Raw genomic sequence first — 21,436 nt, forward strand, 5'->3', positions numbered from 1 at the left:
CGCGTCAGATGTGTATAAGAGACAGGAGACAGAGCACGGGGTGATCAGTAGCGGGTGTGGCCCAGGTCGAGGGCCCATGCTTCGGCCGGGTTCTTGTCCCAGTGGGACCGGAGGGCGAGCTCGCGGTCGGCGTAGCGACCCTGGTGGCACAGGCCGCCGTGGGACAACGTGACGCTGAGGGCGAGCGGAGACTCCGTGGTGACCCAGTGCGGGGTCAGGGCGTGGCTCCACAGCTGGTCACCGGGGTGCATGGTCACGGACTGCCGGTCCGTCTCGTCGTGGGCCGGCGGTTCCTCGGCTGTGGTCTCACCGAGGACGGCGGCTTCGGCCGACAGGTGCTTGTCGGGGTTGTGGTAGCTGTGGAAGGTCTTGGTGCCGTGGACCTGCCAGACGAGGCCGTGCGAGTTGTCGTTGTGGTACGTCGACGTGGCCCCCTGAGAGGACAGGAAGAGGATAGGCGCGCACCGCTGCCAGGTGAATCCCTGGGAGGCGAGGTACGTGCGCCAGGGGATCACGACCTCGTCCTGGAAGCCGTCCAGGAGTTCGCCGTAGAACCGGGAGAGGTTGAAGTGCACCAGGCGGAAGGGCCAGGTGCTGATCTCCTCGACCGGGGCCGTCCGGAAGGCGGCAGTGCGGTCCATGCGGACCTGCCAGTCCTCCTCGCCGAGGATGGTGAATCGCACCTCTTCGTCCTGGCGGATGTGGTCGAGTATGTCGATGGCGGGTATGAAGAGGTAGTCGAACGGGACGTGCAGGCGAAAGTTCGGCGGCTGCCTCCAGCAGGCGGTGAAGTTGTGCGGGTCGGTGACAGAGACCGGTGCGTGCACGATGGCTCCCTGGTCTCAGGCCGCCGCGCAGGCGTGCGACGCGGGGCGGCAGATGGCGGCGCAGTCGGGTCCGACACGGTCCTTCGACGGCGCTTCGAGGAAGCCCCTGATCTCGGCACGCGGGGCCTGGACGCTGACCCCGTCCACGCCGTAGGGGCAACGTCGTATCTCGCCTTCGGCGGACATGTAGAGGGTCGCTGACCGGCAGGGATGGCCCTCGTCGTCGGACAGCTGCATCCGACGCAGATCATCGAGGTAGGACCGGTACGCGTTGGACAGACGGAAGCGCCCGGCAAGGGTCGCCGTGTCAGCCTCTCTGAGCTTCACAGAGTCCTGGAGCGATCCGCCGGCCCTGATCAAGCCCTGCTCGTTCAGGAGTACGGGGCTGAGCTGGACCTCAATGCCTGTCCCGGCGACGAGGCCGGCGATCTGCGCTGCCTCCTCCTCCGCCACGTCCAAATAGGTCAAGTGGAGGACCTTCGCGGCAACGTCTACGGCCAGCAGCGTCGCAACGGCGGAGGCCACGGTCCGGGTCGTCCGACCAAGGGCCATCGCGCCCTCGGAATCGGCCGAGACGGTGACGTTGGTCAGAAGGTGCTCGACCTCCGCGAGGGCGGTGACCTCGGCCTCGGTGCGGGCCGAGGTCACCATGGACACCGCCATGCCGAACTGGTGGGCCAAGCGGACGAGCTGCCGGAGCTGGGGGTGATGGGTCGGCTCGCCTCCGGTCAGGCAGACGCCCTCCACCCCGGTCTCCTTCAGCCGGGACAGGGCCCGGGTGTAGGTGTCGATGCTGAGGAAGCCGTGGGCGCGGTCGGCGCGGAAGCAGAAACCGCAGGCGACCTTGCAGTGGCCGGCCGTCGAGACCAGCGCTGTGCGGGCGGGCGTGCTCATTGCACCCCCGTGTTGTCCCAGACCGCGATGGCCACGGTGCTGGTGTAGAAGGCGCACATCTGCGGGTCCGGGGTGTCGCCGCCGATGAGGGCCTGCTCGTTTCGGGACGGTCCGCCGCAGATGGCCAGGGCCGGGCAGTTGCCGCAGGCGGGGATCGGGGCGACTTTCTTGGCCGCAGCGGCCAGCAGGCCGGGGTTCTGGCGGAGCTCGTCGACGGTGTGGAGGAACAAGGGCTCGGTGAAGTTGATGTCGCACACGCTGACCCGGTTGCCGGGCAGCAGGGCGGCGTTCAGGCTGCGGTCGCCCTGCATGTGGTCGAACAGCATCGGCCGGCGGGTGTCGAGAGCCTGAAACGCGCGGTCGAGGACGGAGAAGAGCATCCCGCCCCTGCCGAGCGCGGTCAGGCGGGCCTCGTACAGCTCGCGGGCCAGATCGGCGCCGTTGACTCGCCACTCACCCCCCGTGGGGATGGGGGTGTTGACGTAGATGAACTTCAGGCCGAGGTCGTCGATGATCCACCGCACGGTCTCGGCCAGACGCCCGATGTTCGATGCCGTGGGGGTGAGGTTGCATCCGACGTGCAGGCCCTTGGCCGCGACCAGGCGGCCGACGTTGCGGCGGATCCGGTCGTCGGCGGGCTGGCCGCCCAGGAGGAGCCGGTTGGCGGAGTTGATTCCGGGCGGGCCGTCGATGGAGATGCCGACGCCGTACTCGCGCTGCACGAAGTGGTCGAGGGCTTCGTCCGTGAGGCGGGCGCCGTTGGTGACGACTGTGCGGCGGACACGTGCGACGCCGTGGCGGGCGGCGAGGGTGTCGGCGAGTTCGTCGCCGTACTTCATGAGGTCGAAGCGGATGGTCGGCTCGCCTCCGAACCACTGGATCGACACTTCTTCCTGGCCGGCGTTCTGCTCGAACAGGAACTCCAGGCCGGTGGCGAGCTCCTCCTCGGTCATGTCCGGCTTGCCGCTGTTGGTGTCGACGAAGCAGTACGTACAGGCCATGTTGCAGCGGTCGGTGAGGACCACCCGCAGCCCGCTGATCCGTTGCGGTGTCGGGTCGAAACCGAGGGCGTTGAGGCGGTTGTGGAGTGCTTCACGGCGGTCGGTGGCGGGGCCGTCCTGGGTGAAGCCGAGCCCGGCGAGGGCTTCGTGGGTCGCGGTCGGGGAGACTCCGGCGAGGTCAGCGACCTCGCCGGAGTCGAGAAGCACACTTTCCAGGGTGACCGGGTCGAGGAGTACAGCCTCCCCGGCCCGGTCGTACTGGAAGTACTTCCCCCACAGCTGCAGGGGAGCGGCCACTGGGTCAGGCCGCCGTTTCCTCTTCGGCGATGCCCAGCTCGGCCATCACGGCGCGGACCTGCTCCTCGGCGCCGGCCTGGAGCTGGGCCGAGGCCGCGGGGCTGCCGCCGTCGGAGAGGACGATGACGCCGGGCAGCGTCGGGTTGGGCACGATGACCGTGAGGCCGGCGGGCTCGGTGCTGATGACCATGATCGCGTCGTTCAGCTCGACCCAGTCGGTGCGCTCCTTGAGCGCGTCGAGGATGCGACCCTGCTTCTCGCGGAAGGAGGCGCGCTCGCCCATCCACACACCCGCCTTGGACTTGGAGTCCACGACGTCCGCGTAGATCAGGTGGTTCTGCTTCTCTTTCCTGGGTTTCGGCATGCCGATCTCCTTGATGGAAGGGTGACTGCCCGGGTTGGGCAGCTCTGATCCGCTCTGCTGGCCGCCGGTCGGAGAGCCGACTGCACTCCGACCGGTTTGTTGCTCGGCGCCCAGGGGCGCCGTTTCCCACGCGTGGTCGTCTGGTTGACCGGCAACGGGCGGGAAGTCTGTTCAGCTCCGGGTGCCGTTGCCCCGTGCCGACTGGACGGTGGTCACCGAGTGTCCGCCGCCACGTTCGAGGCGCTCGGGAGCAGGGGCTGGAGCGATCCGGGATCCGCCGTCCACTCGCGGCCCGAGTCGTCCATCGGACGCATGTGCGCGACCCGCTTGACCACCTTGTCGGTGGTCTTCGAGGTGTAGATCAGGACGGTGGCGACGGTTCCGCGTCGTCCGCTGGAGGGCTGGACGACCTCTCGGCCGAGGAGCTGGTGGCCACGGTCGTCCGCCACCCAGAGATTCGCGTCGTTGGCCGTGATCACTGGGCACCCCCGAGACCGAGGAAGGCGTCGAACTGGGCGGAGCTCCAGGTGGCGGGATCACCGTGCTCGGTCCGGAATGCCTCCGCCGCCTGCGGCAAGCGGCGCCTCTCCAACGACGGGGCCGCGTCCGACTCCGCGTACGGGGCTACGGCTGCCTCGTACTGCGGGTTGGTCGCGCCGGGGGTTCGGCGGGGAAGCCGGGGGCTGCTCACGGTCCGTTCCCTTCGCTGGTCTCTTTGGGGTGGCGTAAGAGTCGCTCCGGTGCGGGTGTCACGGCCATGACGCGGCCAGTGTCATCTGGTGCCGACTTGGGTGTGTGGGGTGTCATGGAGGTGGCATCGGCATGTCATGTGCGCGGATTCCATTGCAGATCAAGCCTGTTGGCCGGTAGGCAACGCATAGGGACGGGGCGATGTGGTCCGTCTCCTGACTTTGAGGGAGCGACCGATGCAAGATCCGGCCACGCTGCTGCGGGTGTTAGTCCAGCAACGACGCTGGCGGTACCGGGACTTCGCCACCGCCTTCGCACGGGCGGCATCGCAGGCCGGCTTACCGGGCCTGTCGGTATCGGAGGCGCAGTTCCGACGGTGGACGTCGGGCCGGATCAAAACCCTGCCGGGACCGGATACATGCCGCGTGCTTGAGCACCTGTTCGAGGTGGAGACCGTAGCCCTTTTCGGTCCTCCACCTGCGTCGTCCCCGACCACGTCGGGGGCTCCCGCTGTGTACGACCTCGAAAGTGACATCGCCATGACCGCACGTGACGCCGCAGATGAAGCCGGTGCTGCCGCCGCGCAGTCCGTATCCGACACCACCATCGACCAGCTCCGCGACGATGCTCTTGCCCTCGCCCGCTCGTATGGGGCGGTGAGCGCGTTCGACATCTTCCGGCGCGCCAGAGTGCTTCGCACGGAGGCGGAGCACCAGCGGGGGCTGACGCAGGTGCCCGCCCAGCAACAGGACCTGCTGATCGTGGCGGGGCAGGCGTGCGCGCTGCTGTCGACCGCCGCATTCGACCTCGGCTCCCTGGACGACTCGGCTCGCCTTGCCCGGTCGGCAGCCCTGTACGGAGAGATGGCTCGGTTCGATCCGCTGCGCGCCTACGCGACTGGCTCCTTGGCGATCTGCGCCTACTTCACGGGGCGGCCGTCCGAGGCGGTACGGCAGGCCCGGACGGCGCTGGCCTACGCCGGATTGGGGGACACCGCGCGTCGTCGACTGCTGTCCATCGAGGCTCGCGCCCACGGACACCTCGGAGACCACGAGCGGGCGACACGGGCGCTCGTCGCATCGACCCAGCAGGATCGAGGGGAGCGGGACGAGCTGCACGACGGCGTGGGCGGCGAGTTCGCGTTCAGCGAGGAGCGGCTGCTGATGTCCAACGGCACGACAGCCCTCCTCGTCGGCGACGGGGTAGGTGCCGAGACCACCGCACAGCAGGCATTGGCCCTTGTCTCGTCCCGGCCGCCGGCCCGGCAGTCGGTGTCGGTGCGCGGGAAGGCCGCGGCCGACCTCGCCGCCGCGCAGCTCCTGCGGGGCGACCTGGACGCGGCGACGGTGACGCTGGAGACGGTCTGGGCGATTCCTGAGGACCAACGCGTGGCGGGACTGCTGGAGCGCACGGGGACCTTGAGGCGGGCGCTAACCGCCCCCGCCTTCAGGGGGGCGGGCGCGGCGATCACGCTGGGCGAGCGGATCGAGGAGTTCGGCCGCCGTTCAGCGCCGAGGCAGCTGGGTACTGGGCGAGGACTGCTCGCCATCGACTCCTGACCCGCTCCGCCCCTTCCTACCTTTGCCCGAGGGCAGTGAGGATCCGGGCCTCCTTGTCCGGGGCCACTCCGTGTTCGGACCACCTCGGGTGCTCGACCGGTCGTCCGTCCGCCTGCATCCACGCCCAGGTGTCGGCGATGGTGTCCGCGAGCGGACGGCACCGGAGCCCGGCTGCTACGGCACGGGAGGCGTCGACGGACCACACGCCGGCATGGGTACGCCACAGCGGAAGCTCTGTCCACTGCTTGACGTCGTGCGCCGTGAGGGTCGCAGCGTCGGTCCACACCGGATGGCCGACGCCGCCCGTGATCGCGAGGCATGCGCTGATGAAGTCCGCCCAGCTGATGCCCTCGGGGTGGGCGATGTTGAAGGCCCGCCCGGGGGTACCGGCCGCGGCCTGATCGACGGCGAAGACGGCGACGTCGCGCACGTCGACGGGCTGGATGCGCTGCTCGCCCGGCGCCGGGACAACGATCGGGCCGCCGCGATGGGCCCTGGTGAGCCACCACGGGAGGCGGCCGACGTACTCGCCGGGGCCCAGGATCACCCCCGGCCGTACGAACACCGAGTCGTCCCCGAACGCGGTCCTCACCGCGGCCTCTCCGCCAGCTTTCTGGAATCCGTACTTCGTCGGGCTGCCGTCGGGGCCGGTGTGACCGAACGACTCGTCAGCGTCCGGTGGGCACTCCAGCAGCGGAGAATCGTCAGTGAGGGGGTGGTGGGGCCAGCCCTGGTAAACAGACACCGTGGAGACGTGCACCCACCGGGCGGCAACCGGGCGCAGGGCCTCGGTGGCGAGGAGTACATCACGAGGCGAGAACTCGCTGCTGGAGGTGTCGATGACGGCATCCCACGGCCCGTGAGTGGCCAGCCGCTTCACGTCGTCGGGGTCGGTACGGTCACCGCGGACCGTGTCGGCGCCCTCTACCGCACCGGAACGGCCGCGGTTGAAGGTGGTCACCTCCCAGCCCCGTCGCAGAGCTTCGTCAACAATCGCGCGGCCGAGGAACCAGGTGCCGCCCATCACCAAAATCCGCATGGGGTCGACCCTGTCACGAAGCACCAGGCGGGCACCATCCCGACCCTGGTCGAGGCTGGCGGGATCTGGACAGTACGTGAGCCCAGTAGCGCTGCGCCGTAGAGATCACACGGCGATATTCCGGATCCGCGAGGGGTCGCTGTTGCTACCGTCGCTCTGGAATCCCCATCCCACTCGCTGGATAAAAAGGATCCCCTCATGCATGACGCCCGCGCCCTGATCGAAATGGGTGCCGAAGCTGTTCGCCGGCTCGCTCGTCGCGGTTATTCCCTGGACCTGTCCCGGCTGGAAGACCTCCAGTCCCGGCGCAACCAGAACATCCGCTCAGCCGACGAGCTGCGGACGGAGGCCAAGCGGGTGGCGAGCGAGGTTCAACAGGCGGCCAAGCAGGGCGGCGATATCTCCAAGATGAAGGAGCGTGCCCGCGAGCTGAAGGACCAGATCCGGGACATCGACGCCGAGCAGGAGCAGGTACAGGAGGAGCTGCGCGAGCTGCTCCTGACCATCCCGAACCTGCCGGACGACGCGGCCCCGGACGGCGACTCCGAGGAGTTCGCACTCGAGGTCCGGCGCGTCGGCACGCCGCCGGCCTTCCCCTTCGAACCGAAGGACCACGTCGACCTCGGCGAGAGCACCGGCATCCTCGACTTCGCCCGGGCGACGAAGCTGTCGGGCCCCCGGTTCGTCGTCTCCCGCGGGGCGGGCGCTGCCCTGGAGCGCGCCTTGGCGACGCTGTTCCTCGACATCCACACCCGCCGGCACGGGTACGTCGAGCACGCGGTCCCGTACCTGGTCAGCCGCAAGACGATGACCGGCACCGGACAGTTGCCGAAGTTCGAGGAGGACCTGTTCAAGACCGGCGTAGCCGACCGTGAGCTGTTCCTCATCCCGACAGCCGAGGTACCGCTGACCAACCTCTACGCCGACGAGATCATCCCGCCGGCTGAGCTGCCGCTGGCCATGACCGCCCACACCCCGTGTTTCCGCTCTGAGGCCGGCTCGTATGGCCGGGACACCCGCGGTCTGATCCGCCAGCACCAGTTCGCCAAAGTCGAGATGGTCAAGATCGTCGACCCGGAGACGGCGGACGCCGAGCTGGAGACGATGGTCGGTCACGCCGAGGCGTGCCTGAAGGAGCTTGGCCTCGCTTACCGGGTCATCAAGCTGCCCGCCGGCGACACGGGCTTCTCTGCCCAGCTCACGTACGACATCGAGGTCTGGATCCCGAGCCAGAACACGTACCGGGAGATCTCCTCGGTCTCCAACTTCGGCACCTTCCAGGCCCGCCGGGCGAACATCCGGACCCGAGGCGAGGACGGCAAGCCCAAGCTTGTCGCCACCCTCAACGGTTCCGGCCTGCCCGTCGGCCGCACGCTGGCCGCGCTCCTCGAGCAGTGCCAGCAGCAGGACGGCTCGATCGTCCTGCCGGAATCCCTCTTCCCGTACCTAGGCTTCCGCCGCATCTCGGCGGACGGAACACCGGAGGCGTAGCGCGTACCGGGCTCTGTTCGGCGAGCTCCGATTTCCATGGCCGCAGGTTGCCCGCCTCATCGAGGGTGAGCCGCGCTGGTAGGCGCAAGCCTCTGGGGGCCAAGGCGTTTCGGCGCTGGCCCCCAGAGGCGTCATGAGGTCAAGTCGGGCTATGGGCTATGGGCTATGGAGTCACGGGATGAGGATGCGACTCCGGAGGTGCCGGCCATGCATCTCGAAGGACCTGGTGAGGTGTGGGGCGGACGTGTCCCACCTGCCGAATGATCTTCCGTTGCCGGGCCCCACGGGTAGGGCTCAGGGGAGGTCACGCTCCCGCCATACAGCGTCCATTTCGGTCAGCGCGGTCATCGCGTGGGCGATGGTCTCGCGGGTGACGGGGCGGCCCGGAGCCTGGTACTGGGGGTCGTACTTGGCAAAGGTTCTGGTGCCCCGCGTCTGTGCCAGAGACGTCACGACATCGCACAGGAGATAGGTCGCGACCCTGCGCTGCCGTGCGTCTTCCTTGATGCGATCCCGGTGCTTGTTCCATGCCTGAAGCGCGGTGAGTTCGCCCATGATGACCAGGTCTGCGAGGTCAGGTGCCTCGGTGCGCAGGCGGGCCAGGTGCTTCTGGCTGGCTTGTGCCCGGGCCTTGTTGGTGAGGGCGATCTCGTGGGCCTTGTCCAGACTGACAGTACGCGTGATGACCGGTTCAACGAGCTCGGGCTCGTTTCGCATGACCATGTCGGCGAGCTCCAGTCGGCCCGTGGGGACACCGGTCGTCTCACTGAGGGAACGCATCGCCTCCTCGGGGGAGAGGTGCTCGTTCGTCTTGGTGCCGGCTTGGGCCTTGGTACCGATCATCGCGGCCTGTCCCGTGGTCAGTTTTCGCTGGCGGATGTTGACGAAGAGGGCGTATCCGTCGGCATCATCGCCTTCGTAGGTGGTGAAGCGGGGTTCGACTCCGAGAGCCTTGCAGACAGCGAGTCGGTGGCGGCCATCGAGGACGGTCCCATCGGGGCCGAGGACGATCGCGTGACGCAGGCCGTGGGTCCTGACCGACTCGGTCAGCTCGTGAAGCTCCTCGTCGCTGAGCGGCGGGAACATGGCAGCGGTGGGGTGGAACTTCAGGGTGGTGCTCCTTGTGGTGTGGGTGTGCCGACAGCACCGTGCGGTGCTGTGCGGCTTGGTGGGGTTGGGCGCAGGGCCCGGGCATGTAAATGGTCTGGGGAATCCCCGGTTTGGCTAACCGGGGATCGTCGGCTATATACGTCGGCCCTCCCACGGCGATCGCGTCCGGATCCGCCTGTGCCCCTCGGCGTCGGTGACCGGCCACGGTGGCGGCCGACCATATGAGCACAGCCGCGGTGTGCTCCGGGGCAGACGTGTCCGGCTGGGGCACAGCGCGGGTGCCACTGAGGAGATTTCGGGGGTCAGCGTCGCGGGCGGTTGGGCCGGACTCCGGGGACTGCTGGCGGCTGTGCGGCGGTGGCCTGCTGGCCGGTCACCGACGCCGTGGTGCGGAGGCGGGCGGCTTCGGCCCGAAGGTTGGGGCTTGGGTTGCGGCTGGTGTGCTGGAGTCGGGTGATCAGGACGCGGGCCGGCTGGCGGGCTGTGCCCAGTTCGCGCTGGGCTGCGGCCTCCTTCAGGAGCTGGTGGGGTTGGTGGCCTCGGGCCTCCGCGTCGGCCAGGAGGGTGGCGAGGGCTGGCCAGCTGGGGTCGGTGAGGATGCGGTCGGCCTGGTCGGGGATGGCGGCGCGTACGTCATGGGCGAGAGTGCGGCGGGTTTCCTGCTTCGGTTGACGCTGTTCGAGCACGACGAGCGTGGGGGTGAGGGCCTGGTCGACGGCTCCCTGTAGGTGGTGGAGGGCTCGGCGGGCGGCGTCGGCCTGGTGGGCGTGGCCCTTGGCCTCGTGCCAGCGGTTGGCGAGGATCCCGGCCCACAGAAGGGCGGCGATGAGGGCGGCGAGGGCGCTGCCGTCGGGGCCGGTGGCGGTGTGGACGATGTCGCGGGCCGCGTTCCGGATGGCGTGGGCAGCGCGGTCTTCTGCCCGGGTCTGGGAGCGCTGGGCGCGTGCAAATGCCTTGGATGCGGCCTGGAGTTCGGCGCGGAGGTGGATGGGCGCCTTCTGGGATGTGGCTTCGAGGAGTTCACCGAGGGCGGTGATGTGTGCCTGGGCGTGCGTGTCGTCGGCAAGGTCGGTACGGAAGCTGTCGAGGGCTTCGGTGGCCTGGTGCCAAGCGGTGGTCGGGCGGTTGCGCCGGGCGGTGGGGTGTTCCTCGGGTTGGCTGGCTTCCAGGCGGGCCTTGAGCTTGGGGAGGGTGAGGTCGGGGGCGATCTTGCCGCCGGGGTGGAAGATCTGTTCGCCGTCCTTGTTGAGGTCGTCGGGACGGCCTGCGGCGTAGCCGAGGAGGTCTCCGGAAGGTCCGCGGCGGGCCCTGATCGCGATGCCGTCAGCTTCGAGGTAGCCGAGGAGCTCCTCGGCGGTGCGCGCGTGGGGGATGGCGGCGCGGATGCAGTCCTGGAGCCACTCGCGGCTCGTCTGCTCCCAGCCGAGGCACTGCGCCTTGTGCATCTCGGACTGGGTGGGGGCGCGGGTGCCAGTGCGGTCGCCCTTCTTCAGGCGACGCAGACCGTAGTCCTTCTCGATCTCGCGGCAGGCGTCGCCGACGCGGATGCCGCTGTCGTGGAGTTTGGGGCGGCGGCCGTCCTCGCGGACGGTGGTGGCGAGGATGTGGATGTGGTCGTCCGCGTGGCGTACGGCGATCCACCGGCAGCCGAGGTCGTCTCCGGGCGGGGCGATGCCGGCGGCTTCGACGATGCGCTGGGCAATGTCGGCCCACTCGGTGTCGGAGAGGTGGCGGTCCTCGGGGGCGGTGCGGACGGGGCAGTGCCAGACGTGGTCGGTGACCTTCTTGCCGAACTCGCTGTTCCGAAGATGGACGGGCTCGTCGAGGTGGCGGGCGAGCTGGGTGAGGGTGGCATCGGGGTCGCGGCCGGGGTCGGGCATGCCGAGCACCGCGAAGCCGCCGACGATGTGCGGGTCGGCGTGCTCGTCGTGGCGACCGGGGCCGTAGAGGTAGGCGAGCAGGCCACGGGTGTTGGACCCGGCCGGTTTGATGGCGGCGATCACGCGGCCAGGTCCTTCCTGGATTCGGCGGGTTCGCGCAGGGCCTCGGCGATCAGCTCCAGCAGGCGATGGAGCTCGTCGAGTCGGTGGCGGATGTCGGGTGGGGTGAGGTCGCTGTTCAGCGCGCGGGCGATCTGGTTGACGTTGACGCCGATCCGGTTGAGCTCGCGCAGCACCTGGGCGCGAAACATGTGGGTGCGGCGCCGGTCCTCGGACAGCGGCAGGTTCGCCGTGAACCGACCGGATACGAACGCGAGGACGATGTCGGCGGCGAAGCCGGATTCCCCCTTGTAGCCGTGCTCGGCGGCAGCCTCCTGGAGGCCGGCGTGCTCGTCGCCGGTGAACCGCAGCGGGCCGACACGGACGGTCCGCTTGGTTCCGTTGAAACGGCGGATCGCCGGCTCGACGCTCTGCACTGCTCGCTCGCCGGCCGTCGGCTCGGTGGCATGTGTGGGGCGGAGGATCTGCTGCTGGACGGCGTGGAGCGTCTCTGGGTCGGGGCCGCCCTCGGTCCCGACCTCCCGGTCCGGCGCCCCCTGGCGTCGGGCCGTCTCCGCCACCCCCGGGGCGGAGATCCCCGAAGACCGGCCTTGAGTCGGACTCGGGGTACTACTGGCTCCGCCAGGAGTCGCCCGTCCGAACGCGCGCCGCAAACGCTCCGTCAGCGTAGGCGACTTCGTCAGCGACGGCAGTACGCCGGGGTTGCCGGCGTGGTTGGGGTCGTGCGTCACGATCGGGATCTCCGGGAGGGGAGGGAGGATGGGCGAGGTGGTCGTCAGCCGTCGTGGGAGGCGTTCAGTTCGGCCTTGACCGCGCGGACGATGGCGCCGGCGTCGTCGCTGGCGACGGTGTATCCGTCGCCGCGTACGGCCTGCTCCAGGAGGTCGCGAGACAGACGGCCGTACTCGCCGTGGAGTCGGTGGGCGTAGTCGCGAAGGATCTCGTCGGTAGCGCGAGGCTTGTGGCCCGGCCGCTTCGGCTTCGACGTAGCGAGCTTGACCGGTGCGGTGCCAGGGCCGCTGCCCGTGGGCGGCGGAGCCGCCTCTTGCGGGCGGGCTGCCCGTTCCGGTCGGGCTGTCGTTTCCGGGCCGGAGCGGGTGGTGGGATTCGGGCGGGCGGATTGCGGGCGGACGCCCGGGTGGGGTTCTTCGTCGCCCGGAACTGATGGGTGCGGGCGGGCGCGGTCTTCTGCCCGCCCCTTGCCTGCCGCCCGCTCGTCGACGTCAGCCCGGGAGTGGTCGGGCGGGCTGACGGGCTGCCCGGCGGGCGTGGTCCAGCGCTCGGGCAGGCCGATGGTGGCCAGGGTGGCTGCTTGGCGGCGGGTGGCGAGCTGGCGCAGCAGCTGCTCGTTGCGGAGCGGGTCGGCGTCGATGCCGGAGCGGGCGAGGGCCTTGGACAGACGGCGCACGGTGCGCCGGCCCGCCCGTCCGGTGCGCTGCTCGGGCGTCATCTCGGCGAGGCGGGCGGCCAGAGCGACAGCCCGGTGCGTAGCCCGGTCGTGGATGATCTGGGCGGCGCCCTGGTCCTGCTCGACGATCCCCAGGCGGGCGAGCAGCCGCTCGCGGGCCTGCCGTGTGAGGACGGCGGCGAGCCCGCGGGAGGCGGCGTCGGGGGTCCGCTGGCGGAGCTCGATGCCCATGGCCAGGTGCCACAGCACGGCGGCCATCACCGGGCCGGTGAAGGCACGCACGGTGCCGCCGACCGGGCCGGACTCGGCGTAGGCGGGGATGGTCTGCATGGCGGTGATCACCCAGACCAGGACTCCGGGCAGGCCGGCTGCCTGCCGCGGCCCGTGCAGGTTCTGGCGGGCCATCAGGGCCATCGAGAACAGGGCGAGCTCGGCGGCGGCGAACATCGCGGCGCGCTCTGCGGTGTTGCGCATGTCGAGGTAGTGGGCGGCGAACCGCCAGCTGGTGTCCGCGCTGTAGGCGGTGCACACGAGCGCCGCCACGGTCGCAGTGGCGACTGCGGCCGAGACGCGCCGCTTCCGAACGCGGGTGCGGTGTTGGCTGCGTCGCGCCTTCAGGCCCGCGAGCAGTACGCCGGCGGCGACTGCCAGGACGGCCACGGGCAGGAGCGGACCATCGGTGAACGGGAGCGAAGCGGTGGCGAGCATGTCGGTTATGGCAGGGGGCATGTACGGGGCTACTCCGGGGCGAGTGAGGAGGCGATCACGGCGTTCACGGATGGGGCGTACACGCGGGCCCCCTTCTAAAGGGGGCCCCGCGCGTGATCGCTTGGGTGCGTGTACGGCGTGGACGGTCGCGTGATCGCTCTACCTGCGGTTTTGCAGTGAGCGTGTGCGCTATGGGCGGTTCACGGCACTGTGCGGGCGCGGGGGCCGCGTGGACGGTCGCGTGAACGCTTTCAGGGGTTCGGTGCGGGGCTCAGCCGACGGCGGTGAGGTGGCGGGCGGAGGCGTAGTAGCGGGCCTGCTGGCCGCCTCCGGCCCCTCCGGCGATGCCCTCTGCCTTGTTGGCCAGGCCGCTGTCGACGAGGCGACTGAGGTGTCGTCGCGCCTTCTCGATGTCGGCACGTTCGGGGTCGCCTCCGCCGATGAGGACGGTCGCCAGGTCCCGTGCTGTCAGCCCGTTGGGGGCGTTCTGCAGCAGGACGGCGGGGTCCTTGGTGGGGTCGACGGTGGTGGTGCCACGCACGTGGTCGTGGGTGACGTCCAAGGGGCCGACTTCACCGGTGGAGGTTTTGAGGTGGTGCAGGGTGACTGCGGGGTCGCCTGCCCGGCCGGTGACGAACAGGACGCTGCCCGCGCCGGAGGTGAACCAGGTGGAGCCATAGACCTGGTCCAGGCTGGGGCGCTGGCCGCGCGGCGCGTCGGCGGTGGCCTTTCGCTGGTGGTGCAGCTCCATGATCTCCACGCCGTTGCGAATGGCGCGCATGCGGGCGTTGTGGAAGGCGACCGCGAGGCTGTCGTCGACCATCGTGCTGACCGCGTCCTTGAGGCTGTCGATCACGATGGTGTCGGCCTGGTGGGCGGCAGCGAGGTCGGCGAGGAGGTCGGGCTCCTTGTCGAGGGTGGCGGGCAGCGGACCTTCCCAGACCACGAGCCGCTCGCGCAGGATCTTCTCGTCGGTGGGGAAGACGCGGCGAGCCATGGCCTTGGCGATCTGCTTCGGCCGGTCCATTGCCAGGTAGAGCACGCGCCTGCTGGGGGCGACGGGCATTTCCAGGACGGTCTCCTGCAGGCCGATGCGGGCGAAGATCACCTGATGGGCCAGGGTCGTCTTGCCGACGCCCGGAGCGCCGACGATCATCAGGCTCTCGCCGGAGGCCCAGACGGTCTTCTCACGGGTGCCCCACAGGGGCTCGGTGTCCGCGCCGCTCTCTTTGACGAACGACCATCCGTTGGTAGCGAAGCGGGACAGCCGTCCCTGTCCCGAGGCTAGTGCGCGCTCGCGTTCGGCGCGCACTTCCGCTTCGACCTCGCTGCGGATCGCCTCGGGATCAGCGCCGGGTTCCTGGGCCCGTTGGAGGGTCCGTACAGCGGAGGTCATCAGGCGGCGTAGGTCGGCCTTCGCGCGGACGATCTCCGCGTGATGCTCGGCGCTGCCGGTGCCGTAGGGCGCGTCGGCGAGCTGGAACACGTAGGTGGGACCGCCGACCCGTTGCAGGTCGCCTTGCTGCTGGAGCAGTTCGGTGAGGACGATCGGGTCGGTCGGCTTGTCCTCGCGGTGCTGGGTGAGGAGCGCGCGCCAGATGGTCTCGTGCGCGGGCCGGTAGAAGGCGTCGTCGCCGAGGACGGGCCGGACCGCGTCGATGACGTCGGCTTTGTGCATGCAGGCGCCAAGGACCGCGCGCTCGGCGTCCAGGTTGAACGGAGGTTCCGTCGGGGCGGGACCTTCGTCGAAGCGGGATGGCGTCTGGGATGGCAGGGTCGTACCCTGGGTCACGGAGCTCCTCATCCGGCAGGCCATTACGGGGCGGCAACCCCGGCCTCCGGTTTCGATCGTTCAGGGATGGATGGTTGTGCGGTGGAGCCTCTACTTCGGCCCCGGTGTTCGTAGCACCGGGGCCGCTTGCGTGTGCGGATCCGTCCGTCGCTGTACGGCGGACTACGACCATAGCCGAGATTTTCGGCAGCGCAACGCCTTGCATTTCACTCCGCAACGATGTTTAGTTGTGGATGCTGGCCCCAGTGGACCCGTTGTCGTGTGAAGGGAGGTGCGAGTGAGCGGTGAGGAAGGCGCGGAGCGCGTCGGCCCCGGTCGTCCGATGCCGGAGGAGCACGTCGCTGCCCGCATCAAGCTGGAGCGCGAGGTCCGCGGTTGGAGCACGGTGAAGCTCGCCGAGGAGATGGCCGCCGTCGGCCATCCGATCAACCAGTCGGCGATCTGGCGCATCGAGAGTGGCAAACCCCGTCGCAGGGTCAACCTCGACGAGGCGCTCGGCTTCTGCAAGGTCTTCGACATCACGATGCAGGACCTGACGGGGCCGCCAGGAGAGCTGGCCACGCCCCGCATTCGTGAGCTTGCCCGTGAGTACGTCCAGATGACGCGGGAGTACCACCAACTGCGAGCGGCGATCGACCGGAACCAGATGCACCTGCACGAGATCGACATGGAACTCAATGCATACGGGGACAAGGGCCCCGAGCAGAGAGGACAGGTCGACGAACTCCTCCGGCTCGAAGAGCGGGCCCTGCAGAGGAGCCTGCACCCATCGCGGGCGCACCTGCGGAACCAGGGGCAGCCACCCACCGGCGAATAGGCGGCTGCTGCCTCCTCGCGGCGCTACGAACGCCGAGAACCGCCACGCACGGCGACATCCGTCGCCGACCATCATCCACCGACCCATCCATCCCTGAACGACGCCACCGGCCAGGCCGACGGGAGTTGCCGCTCCCGCGACGCCGCGATGCCGGCGGGAGGAGTACCCCATGCCGCAGCCCGTGCTGCCCATTTCCCAGATAGCCCAGCTCCTGGACGTCCCCGAAGACGCCCTGCGAACCCTGATGGCCGAGCGGCGATCCGCCGGCGACACGACCTTGGTCGCCCTCACCGTCGCCGAGGCCGCCCGCCGGATCGGCATCGGCCGCACCAAGCTGTACGAGTACGTCTCCTCCGGCGAGATCGTCTCCGTCAAGATCGGCAGTTTGCGCCGCATCCCAGCAGAGGCGGTGAACGAATTCCTGGCCCGCCGTCTGTCGGCGACCGACTTCGGAGCCGCCGCATGACGCGAGCCTCCGCACCGAAGCCCCGCCAGCCCAACGGCGCCTCGTCCATCTACCTCGGCAAAGACGGGCGCTGGCACGGCCGCGTCACCGTCGGCGTCAAGGACGACGGCACCCCGGACCGTCGCCACGTCGGCCGCAAGACCCGAGCCGAGGTCACCAAGCTCGTACGCGAGCTGGAACGGCAGCGCGACAAGGGCGCCGTCCGCAAGGCCGGCCAGTCGTGGACCGTGAAGACATGGCTCACCCACTGGGTCGAGAACATCGCCGCCGCGCACGTCTCGGAGAACACGATCGACGGCTACCGCGTCGCGGTGAACCACCACCTCATCCCCGGCCTGGGCGCCCACCGCCTGGAGAAGCTCGACCCGGAGCACCTGGAGCGCTTCTACAAGAAGATGCAGGACAACGGCAGCGCCGCCGGCACCGCCCACCAGGCCCACCGCACGATTCGCACGGCGCTGAACGAGGCCGTACGCCGCAAGCACCTCACGGCGAACCCGGCCTCCATCGCCAAGGCCCCCAAGGTCGAAGAGGAGGAGGTCGAGCCGTACACGGTCGAGGAGGTCCAGCGGCTCCTCGCCGAGGCCGCCAAGCACCGCAACACCGCCCGTTGGGTCATCGCGCTCGCCCTCGGCCTGCGCCAGGGCGAGGTCCTCGGCATGCAGTGGGACGACGTCGACTTCGAGCGAGGCGTCGTCCGCGTACGCCGTGGCCGGCTGCGGCCCCGCTACAAGCACGGCTGCGGCGAACGCTGTGGACGCAAACCCGGCTACTGCCCCCAGAAGATCAACACCCGCCGCGAGACGAAGAACGCCAAGTCCCGCGCTGGCCAGCGCCCCATCGGTGCCCCCGATGAACTCCTTCAGCTCCTGCGCCAGCACAAGGAGGAGCAAGCACGCGAGCGAGCCCGGGCCCGTGACCTGTGGACGGAGAAGGGGTACGTCTTCACTTCGCCCACCGGCGAGCCCCTGAACCCGAACACGGATTACCACAAGTGGAAGGAGCTGCTGAAGGCCGCTGGCGTCCGCGATGCCCGCCTCCATGACGCCCGCCACACCGCGGCAACTGTCCTGCTCATCCTCGGCGTCTCCGACGCGGTCGTCGACGCCATCATGGGCTGGGAACCCGGCAAGTCCGCCCGGATGCGCCGCCGCTACCAGCACCTGACCAGCCGCGTCCTCAAGGACACCGCCGCCAAGGTCGGCGGCCTCCTGTGGGGCACAGACCAGGCCGAGGGGAGTGCCGCGCCGGAGGCCAGCCAGAGCCCCGTCCCAGCAGAGCTGATGGTCCACGTCGCCCGCCTCGGCGAGCGACGCGTGCCCTTCCTCCACCGCGAGCACGCCGACGAGGTCGTCGCCCGGTGGAGCGAGGACTGGCCCGACCACCCTGCCGAGGTCGAAGAATGGGACCGCTGGCGCTGGGAACACCAGGGCCCCGGCGGCCCGAGCGCTATCCGCGACCGCGTGCCGGAGCGGGCCGTTGTCTTCCACGCCCGAGCCCTGTTCCTCCCCGGCGGGGAACGCGCGGCGACCGGGGTCCCGGAGCAGTGGTCGGTGCCGGCCTGGGACTTCGAGACCGACCGCTACACCGACCGCGCCTCGGCCTGGCGCACGGCCCGACGACCCGGCACGGGCCAGGAGGTCGAGGCCCAAGTGCGAGGCACGGACAAGACGGCCGTCGAGGTGGCCTTCGCCGAAGCATGTGCACAGGCTGTGGACCGAGCCCGGAACCCGGGTAAGTACGGTGACACTGACGACGGGTAGTGCCCCGGAATGCCGCCCACCAGGGCGAACCACACCGGCGCGCCGCCAGGTGAGGCCAGGGCGTGCATTAGGCCCACGCAGCGCGACGAGGGCCGGCACCCGCCACGGGGTGCCGGGCCTCCGTGCGTTCATCAGTCGACGAGGTAGTGGGCTTCGATGTAGGCGACGGTGGAGTCGTACGGTTCCCCGACCGGCTTCAACATGTACCGGCGGAAGACCGCGGCGGTCGCGCGCCGGGCGCCTCGATTGCGGGCGTCCGCGTTGTCCCATGCCTGGGCGAGAGTGCGAGTGACCACCTTGTCGATCTCTTCGGCCAGGTTCCTCTCCGTGACCGTGAGGCCGGACGGTGCGTGATCGAGGATGATCCGCGACAGCACACCCACATGGTCGTCGTCGAGCACGACGACGGCCTCGGCGGGGTGCTTCTCCGCGTTCACGATGGCGCGGGCGATCCGGAGTGCTTCGGACAGGAACTCCAGGGCATCCTGGGCGTTCTGGATGATCCGGTCCCGCAGCTGCTTGATCCGCTCTGCCAGGGCCGTGTACTTCACAGACCCCGGCTCGACGCCCTTGTCGAGGGCGGCCTTGATGTGGTCCAGGATCTCCGCCGCGGACGGCGGCCTCTTGTCCTCGTCGCCGTCCTTTTTGGACTTGGGGCGGACGAGGGCCAACAGCTCCTTGAGTATGGCGATGCCCTGGGCATCCAGGACGAGGGCTTCCTCCTGGGAGGCGACCACGGAGAAGGAGTGGACGTGGGCGTTGATGATCTCCAGGACCATCGGCCCCAGCTCGGCCAGCCGTTCCTTCCTCTCCTCGTCGGACGACTTCTTGAACAGGGTTGTGTAGACGGATCCGAACAGCCCGAAGCCGTCGCGATACTTGGCGACCCGCTTGTCGGTGTTGATGAGCGGGTACAGGCGGGCCAGGAGCCGGTAGTCCTTAGAGAACACCTCGGCGGCGCCCGGGTTGGAGTCCAGGAAGACGTTGATGGCTCGCACGGACTCGTATCCGTGGACCGTGAGGTCCAGGTCGTCCACGTCCACGAAGAGGTCTTCGATGCGGGCGAAGACGGTGCGGAATTCGGCGACCAGCTCAGACACGTCGCTGATGAACCCGCCCCCCTTGCCAGCCCCCGTCGCGGTGGGGTCGACAACAGCCCGCTGGACCTCCTCGGCCAGGCCGATGTAGTCGACGACCACGCCCGAGGTCTTTACGAACCCGGCCGGGGACACCCAGGTGCGGTTCGGGCGGGTGATCGTCTGGAACAAGGTGTGGGCCTTCAGCGGCTTGTCCAGGTAGAGGACACCCTCGTTGGGGGCGTCGAAACCCGTCATCAGCTTCGCGGTCACCACCAGGAAGCACAGCGGGTCGTCGGCGGCGAGGAACTGGCGCTTCTGCTCCTCCTCCTCGGTCTCCGAGAGCTGGTACGGCCGCATGGCGGGGTCTTCGTCCTTGGAGTCGGAGACGGAGATATTCACCTCGGCAGTGATCCGGCCATGCTTCCCGACCTCGGCGAGCGCCTGCGACGCCTCGAAGCCGGCCAGCAGCTCGTTGATCTTGCCCGCGTACGCCACGGCCAGCTCACGGTTGAACGCGACGACCTGGGCCTTGAGGCCGTTGCGGTAGGCGCCGGCCAGGTAGTGGTCCACGATGTCCTGGCAGACTGCGTGGATGCGTTCGGGGTTGGCGAACACCGAGGTGAGGCGCCCGAACTTACGGGAGAGGGTTTCACGGTCGGGGTCGTCGAGGTCGAAGTCGTCGGCGAACTGGTCGAACTCGGCTTGCAGCGCATGGTCGTCGATCTCGAAGGAGACGGGGCGCGGGTCCAGCATGACCGGGACGGTCGCCTCGTCCAGCAGAGACCGGGACACCGAGTACCGGTGCAGCACCCTGCCCGGGTCGGTCTCCTCGCCGAAGAGGGCGAAGGTGTCGGTGGCGAGGTTCCTGATGGGGGTGCCGGTCATGCCGAAGAACTTCGCGTGCGGCAATGCTGCGCGCATCTGGCCGGCCAGGGACTTCGACTTGGCGGACTGCGTGCGGTGTGCCTCGTCGACCAACACGATGATGTTGTCTCGCGTGGACAGGTTCTTTCCGGCGTCGGCGAACTTGTGGACAGTCGTGGAGATGACGCCACGCACATCGTCGGCCAGCAGGGAACGCAACTCCTGGCTGGTGGCCGGCTGGTGGAAGTAAGCGTCCCCCATCGCGGAGGTGAACACCCCGGAGGTCTGCCGCACGAGCTGGGTCCGGTCCGAGAGCAGGATGATCGTGGGCGACTCGGTGCGGGTGTCGGCCAGCAGTAGCGAGGCGGCGAACACCATCAGCAGCGTCTTCCCGGACCCCTGGTGGTGCCAGACCAGGCCCTTGGACCCGCCCTCCAGGACCCGCTCATGGATCAGGTGCGCGGCCTCCAGCTGCGGATAGCGGGGCAGGTACTTCTTGTCCGCCCCGCCCCCGGAAGTGTCGAAGAGAGCGAAGTTGGCGAGCATGTCCAGGACGGTCGACGGGTTAAGCAGCAGTTCGACGGAGCGCTGCACGTCGGCCTGCCCGGACAGGTTCTCGTCGTCGGCGGTGGATCGGAACGGCTGCCAAAGGTTCGTGGGCGCGCCGGCGGCGCCGAACCGCAGCTTCAGCCCATCGGAGGCGACGGCGAAGACGTTGGGGGTGAAGAACCACGGGTACTCGGTGGCGTACACGTTGTTGATCTCGCGGGCGGCATCGGCCCAAGCAGACTTCGCGGTCGGTGACTTCACCTCGACCACCACTAGGGGCAGGCCGTTGACCCAGTACACAAGGTCGAAGCGGCGGGAGGTCTTGCCGGGGACGGTTATGGTCACCTCGTCCGATACGACCAGCGTGTTGGCAGTGGGGCGCTCGAAGTCGATGACCTTTAGGGCGTGCCACACGCCGTCGGCGTCCCGGAACTCCTTATGCCCGCGCAGCAGGTGCAGCACCTGCTCGTTAGCCCGCACCAGTCCGCCTTCGACGGCGTTGACCGTGGCGATGATCTCCTCGACCACCGCGTCCACGTCGAACCTGTCGATCACCCCAGGGTTTAACCGGACTATGGCGTCCCGCAGCTGACCGGCGATTACCGTCTGCGTGGTCTCACGCTGTAGCGACCTGCCAGCTGTGAAATCCCAGCCCATCGGAAGGGACCACTGAATCATCAGGTTCTGGAACTCGCGTTCCCGGATCCCCTTGGCCACA

The 21,436-nt window shown here is 69.2% G+C and carries 18 protein-coding genes; 5 read left to right on the forward strand and 13 right to left on the reverse strand.

The genetic code is table 11. The annotated features are described in order from the left end of the window. Positions 1 to 44: 44 nt before the first annotated feature. The 6 genes from ACWFR1_RS23300 to ACWFR1_RS23325 form a co-directional block, all read right to left on the reverse strand. On the reverse strand, positions 45 to 827 hold the full coding sequence (locus tag ACWFR1_RS23300; RefSeq protein ID WP_328943554.1) for a hypothetical protein: 783 nt from the start codon (positions 825 to 827) through the stop codon (positions 45 to 47). 15 nt (positions 828 to 842) lie between these two features. Further along, entirely contained in the window at positions 843 to 1,721 is an 879-nt protein-coding gene (locus ACWFR1_RS23305; RefSeq protein WP_453554125.1) for a radical SAM protein, read from the reverse strand. Then, complete coding sequence (locus ACWFR1_RS23310) at positions 1,718 to 3,019, reverse strand: radical SAM protein (protein ID WP_453554127.1); 1,302 nt, start codon at positions 3,017 to 3,019, stop codon at positions 1,718 to 1,720. The genes ACWFR1_RS23305 and ACWFR1_RS23310 overlap by 4 nt, the downstream gene beginning before the upstream one ends. 4 nt (positions 3,020 to 3,023) lie before the next feature. Continuing rightward, entirely contained in the window at positions 3,024 to 3,383 is a 360-nt protein-coding gene (locus tag ACWFR1_RS23315; RefSeq protein ID WP_367823237.1) for a hypothetical protein, read from the reverse strand. A 212-nt stretch (positions 3,384 to 3,595) separates the two neighbouring features. Further along, entirely contained in the window at positions 3,596 to 3,862 is a 267-nt protein-coding gene (locus tag ACWFR1_RS23320) for a hypothetical protein (RefSeq protein WP_453554129.1), read from the reverse strand. Continuing rightward, positions 3,859 to 4,074, reverse strand: coding sequence for a hypothetical protein (locus ACWFR1_RS23325; protein ID WP_367823241.1), 216 nt, complete (start codon positions 4,072 to 4,074; stop codon positions 3,859 to 3,861). The genes ACWFR1_RS23320 and ACWFR1_RS23325 overlap by 4 nt, the downstream gene beginning before the upstream one ends. 538 nt (positions 4,075 to 4,612) lie before the next feature. Between ACWFR1_RS23325 and ACWFR1_RS23330 the strand changes: the two genes are divergently transcribed. Then, on the forward strand, positions 4,613 to 5,632 hold the full coding sequence (locus ACWFR1_RS23330) for a DNA-binding protein (RefSeq protein WP_453554131.1): 1,020 nt from the start codon (positions 4,613 to 4,615) through the stop codon (positions 5,630 to 5,632). 16 nt (positions 5,633 to 5,648) lie between these two features. Here the strand turns inward: ACWFR1_RS23330 and ACWFR1_RS23335 are convergent, their stop codons facing one another. Then, a complete protein-coding gene (locus ACWFR1_RS23335) occupies positions 5,649 to 6,671 on the reverse strand; it encodes an NAD-dependent epimerase/dehydratase family protein (protein ID WP_453554133.1) in 1,023 nt (340 codons plus the stop codon). Positions 6,672 to 6,869: 198 nt separating this feature from the next. On the opposite strand from ACWFR1_RS23335, the gene serS reads away from it, so the two are divergent. Then, on the forward strand, positions 6,870 to 8,162 hold the full coding sequence (gene serS / locus ACWFR1_RS23340; RefSeq protein WP_453554135.1) for a serine--tRNA ligase: 1,293 nt from the start codon (positions 6,870 to 6,872) through the stop codon (positions 8,160 to 8,162). A gap of 294 nt (positions 8,163 to 8,456) precedes the next feature. Here the strand turns inward: serS and ACWFR1_RS23345 are convergent, their stop codons facing one another. The 5 genes from ACWFR1_RS23345 to ACWFR1_RS23365 form a co-directional block, all read right to left on the reverse strand. After that, positions 8,457 to 9,248, reverse strand: coding sequence for a plasmid replication/partition related protein (locus ACWFR1_RS23345; RefSeq protein ID WP_453554138.1), 792 nt, complete (start codon positions 9,246 to 9,248; stop codon positions 8,457 to 8,459). Positions 9,249 to 9,574: 326 nt separating this feature from the next. Further along, on the reverse strand, positions 9,575 to 11,275 hold the full coding sequence (locus ACWFR1_RS23350; protein ID WP_453554140.1) for a relaxase/mobilization nuclease domain-containing protein: 1,701 nt from the start codon (positions 11,273 to 11,275) through the stop codon (positions 9,575 to 9,577). After that, the gene (locus ACWFR1_RS23355; RefSeq protein ID WP_453554142.1) at positions 11,272 to 11,832 is read right to left on the reverse strand and encodes a MobC family plasmid mobilization relaxosome protein; all 561 of its coding nucleotides are present in this window, start codon (positions 11,830 to 11,832) and stop codon (positions 11,272 to 11,274) included. Before ACWFR1_RS23355 ends, ACWFR1_RS23350 begins: the two co-directional genes overlap by 4 nt. Before the next feature lie 215 nt (positions 11,833 to 12,047). Beyond that, on the reverse strand, positions 12,048 to 13,409 hold the full coding sequence (locus ACWFR1_RS23360; protein WP_453554144.1) for a hypothetical protein: 1,362 nt from the start codon (positions 13,407 to 13,409) through the stop codon (positions 12,048 to 12,050). 250 nt (positions 13,410 to 13,659) lie between these two features. Beyond that, positions 13,660 to 15,180, reverse strand: a complete 1,521-nt coding sequence (locus tag ACWFR1_RS23365) for a DnaB-like helicase N-terminal domain-containing protein (RefSeq protein WP_453554146.1) — start codon at positions 15,178 to 15,180, stop codon at positions 13,660 to 13,662. A gap of 322 nt (positions 15,181 to 15,502) precedes the next feature. Between ACWFR1_RS23365 and ACWFR1_RS23370 the strand changes: the two genes are divergently transcribed. From ACWFR1_RS23370 to ACWFR1_RS23380, 3 genes are all read left to right on the forward strand, one after another. Continuing rightward, the gene (locus ACWFR1_RS23370) at positions 15,503 to 15,997 is read left to right on the forward strand and encodes a helix-turn-helix transcriptional regulator (protein ID WP_150163650.1); all 495 of its coding nucleotides are present in this window, start codon (positions 15,503 to 15,505) and stop codon (positions 15,995 to 15,997) included. A 169-nt stretch (positions 15,998 to 16,166) separates the two neighbouring features. Next, positions 16,167 to 16,463: a helix-turn-helix domain-containing protein gene (locus ACWFR1_RS23375; RefSeq protein WP_453554148.1), complete on the forward strand. Its 297-nt coding sequence runs from the start codon at positions 16,167 to 16,169 to the stop codon at positions 16,461 to 16,463. After that, positions 16,460 to 18,226, forward strand: coding sequence for a tyrosine-type recombinase/integrase (locus ACWFR1_RS23380; RefSeq protein ID WP_453554150.1), 1,767 nt, complete (start codon positions 16,460 to 16,462; stop codon positions 18,224 to 18,226). Before ACWFR1_RS23375 ends, ACWFR1_RS23380 begins: the two co-directional genes overlap by 4 nt. A 131-nt stretch (positions 18,227 to 18,357) precedes the next feature. Here ACWFR1_RS23380 and ACWFR1_RS23385 read toward each other — a convergent pair whose 3' ends face one another. Then, complete coding sequence (locus ACWFR1_RS23385; RefSeq protein ID WP_453554152.1) at positions 18,358 to 21,435, reverse strand: type I restriction endonuclease subunit R; 3,078 nt, start codon at positions 21,433 to 21,435, stop codon at positions 18,358 to 18,360. Between the last annotated feature and the right edge of the window lies 1 nt (position 21,436).

It is taken from the genome of Streptomyces sp. NPDC055103 (genome assembly GCF_053607625.1).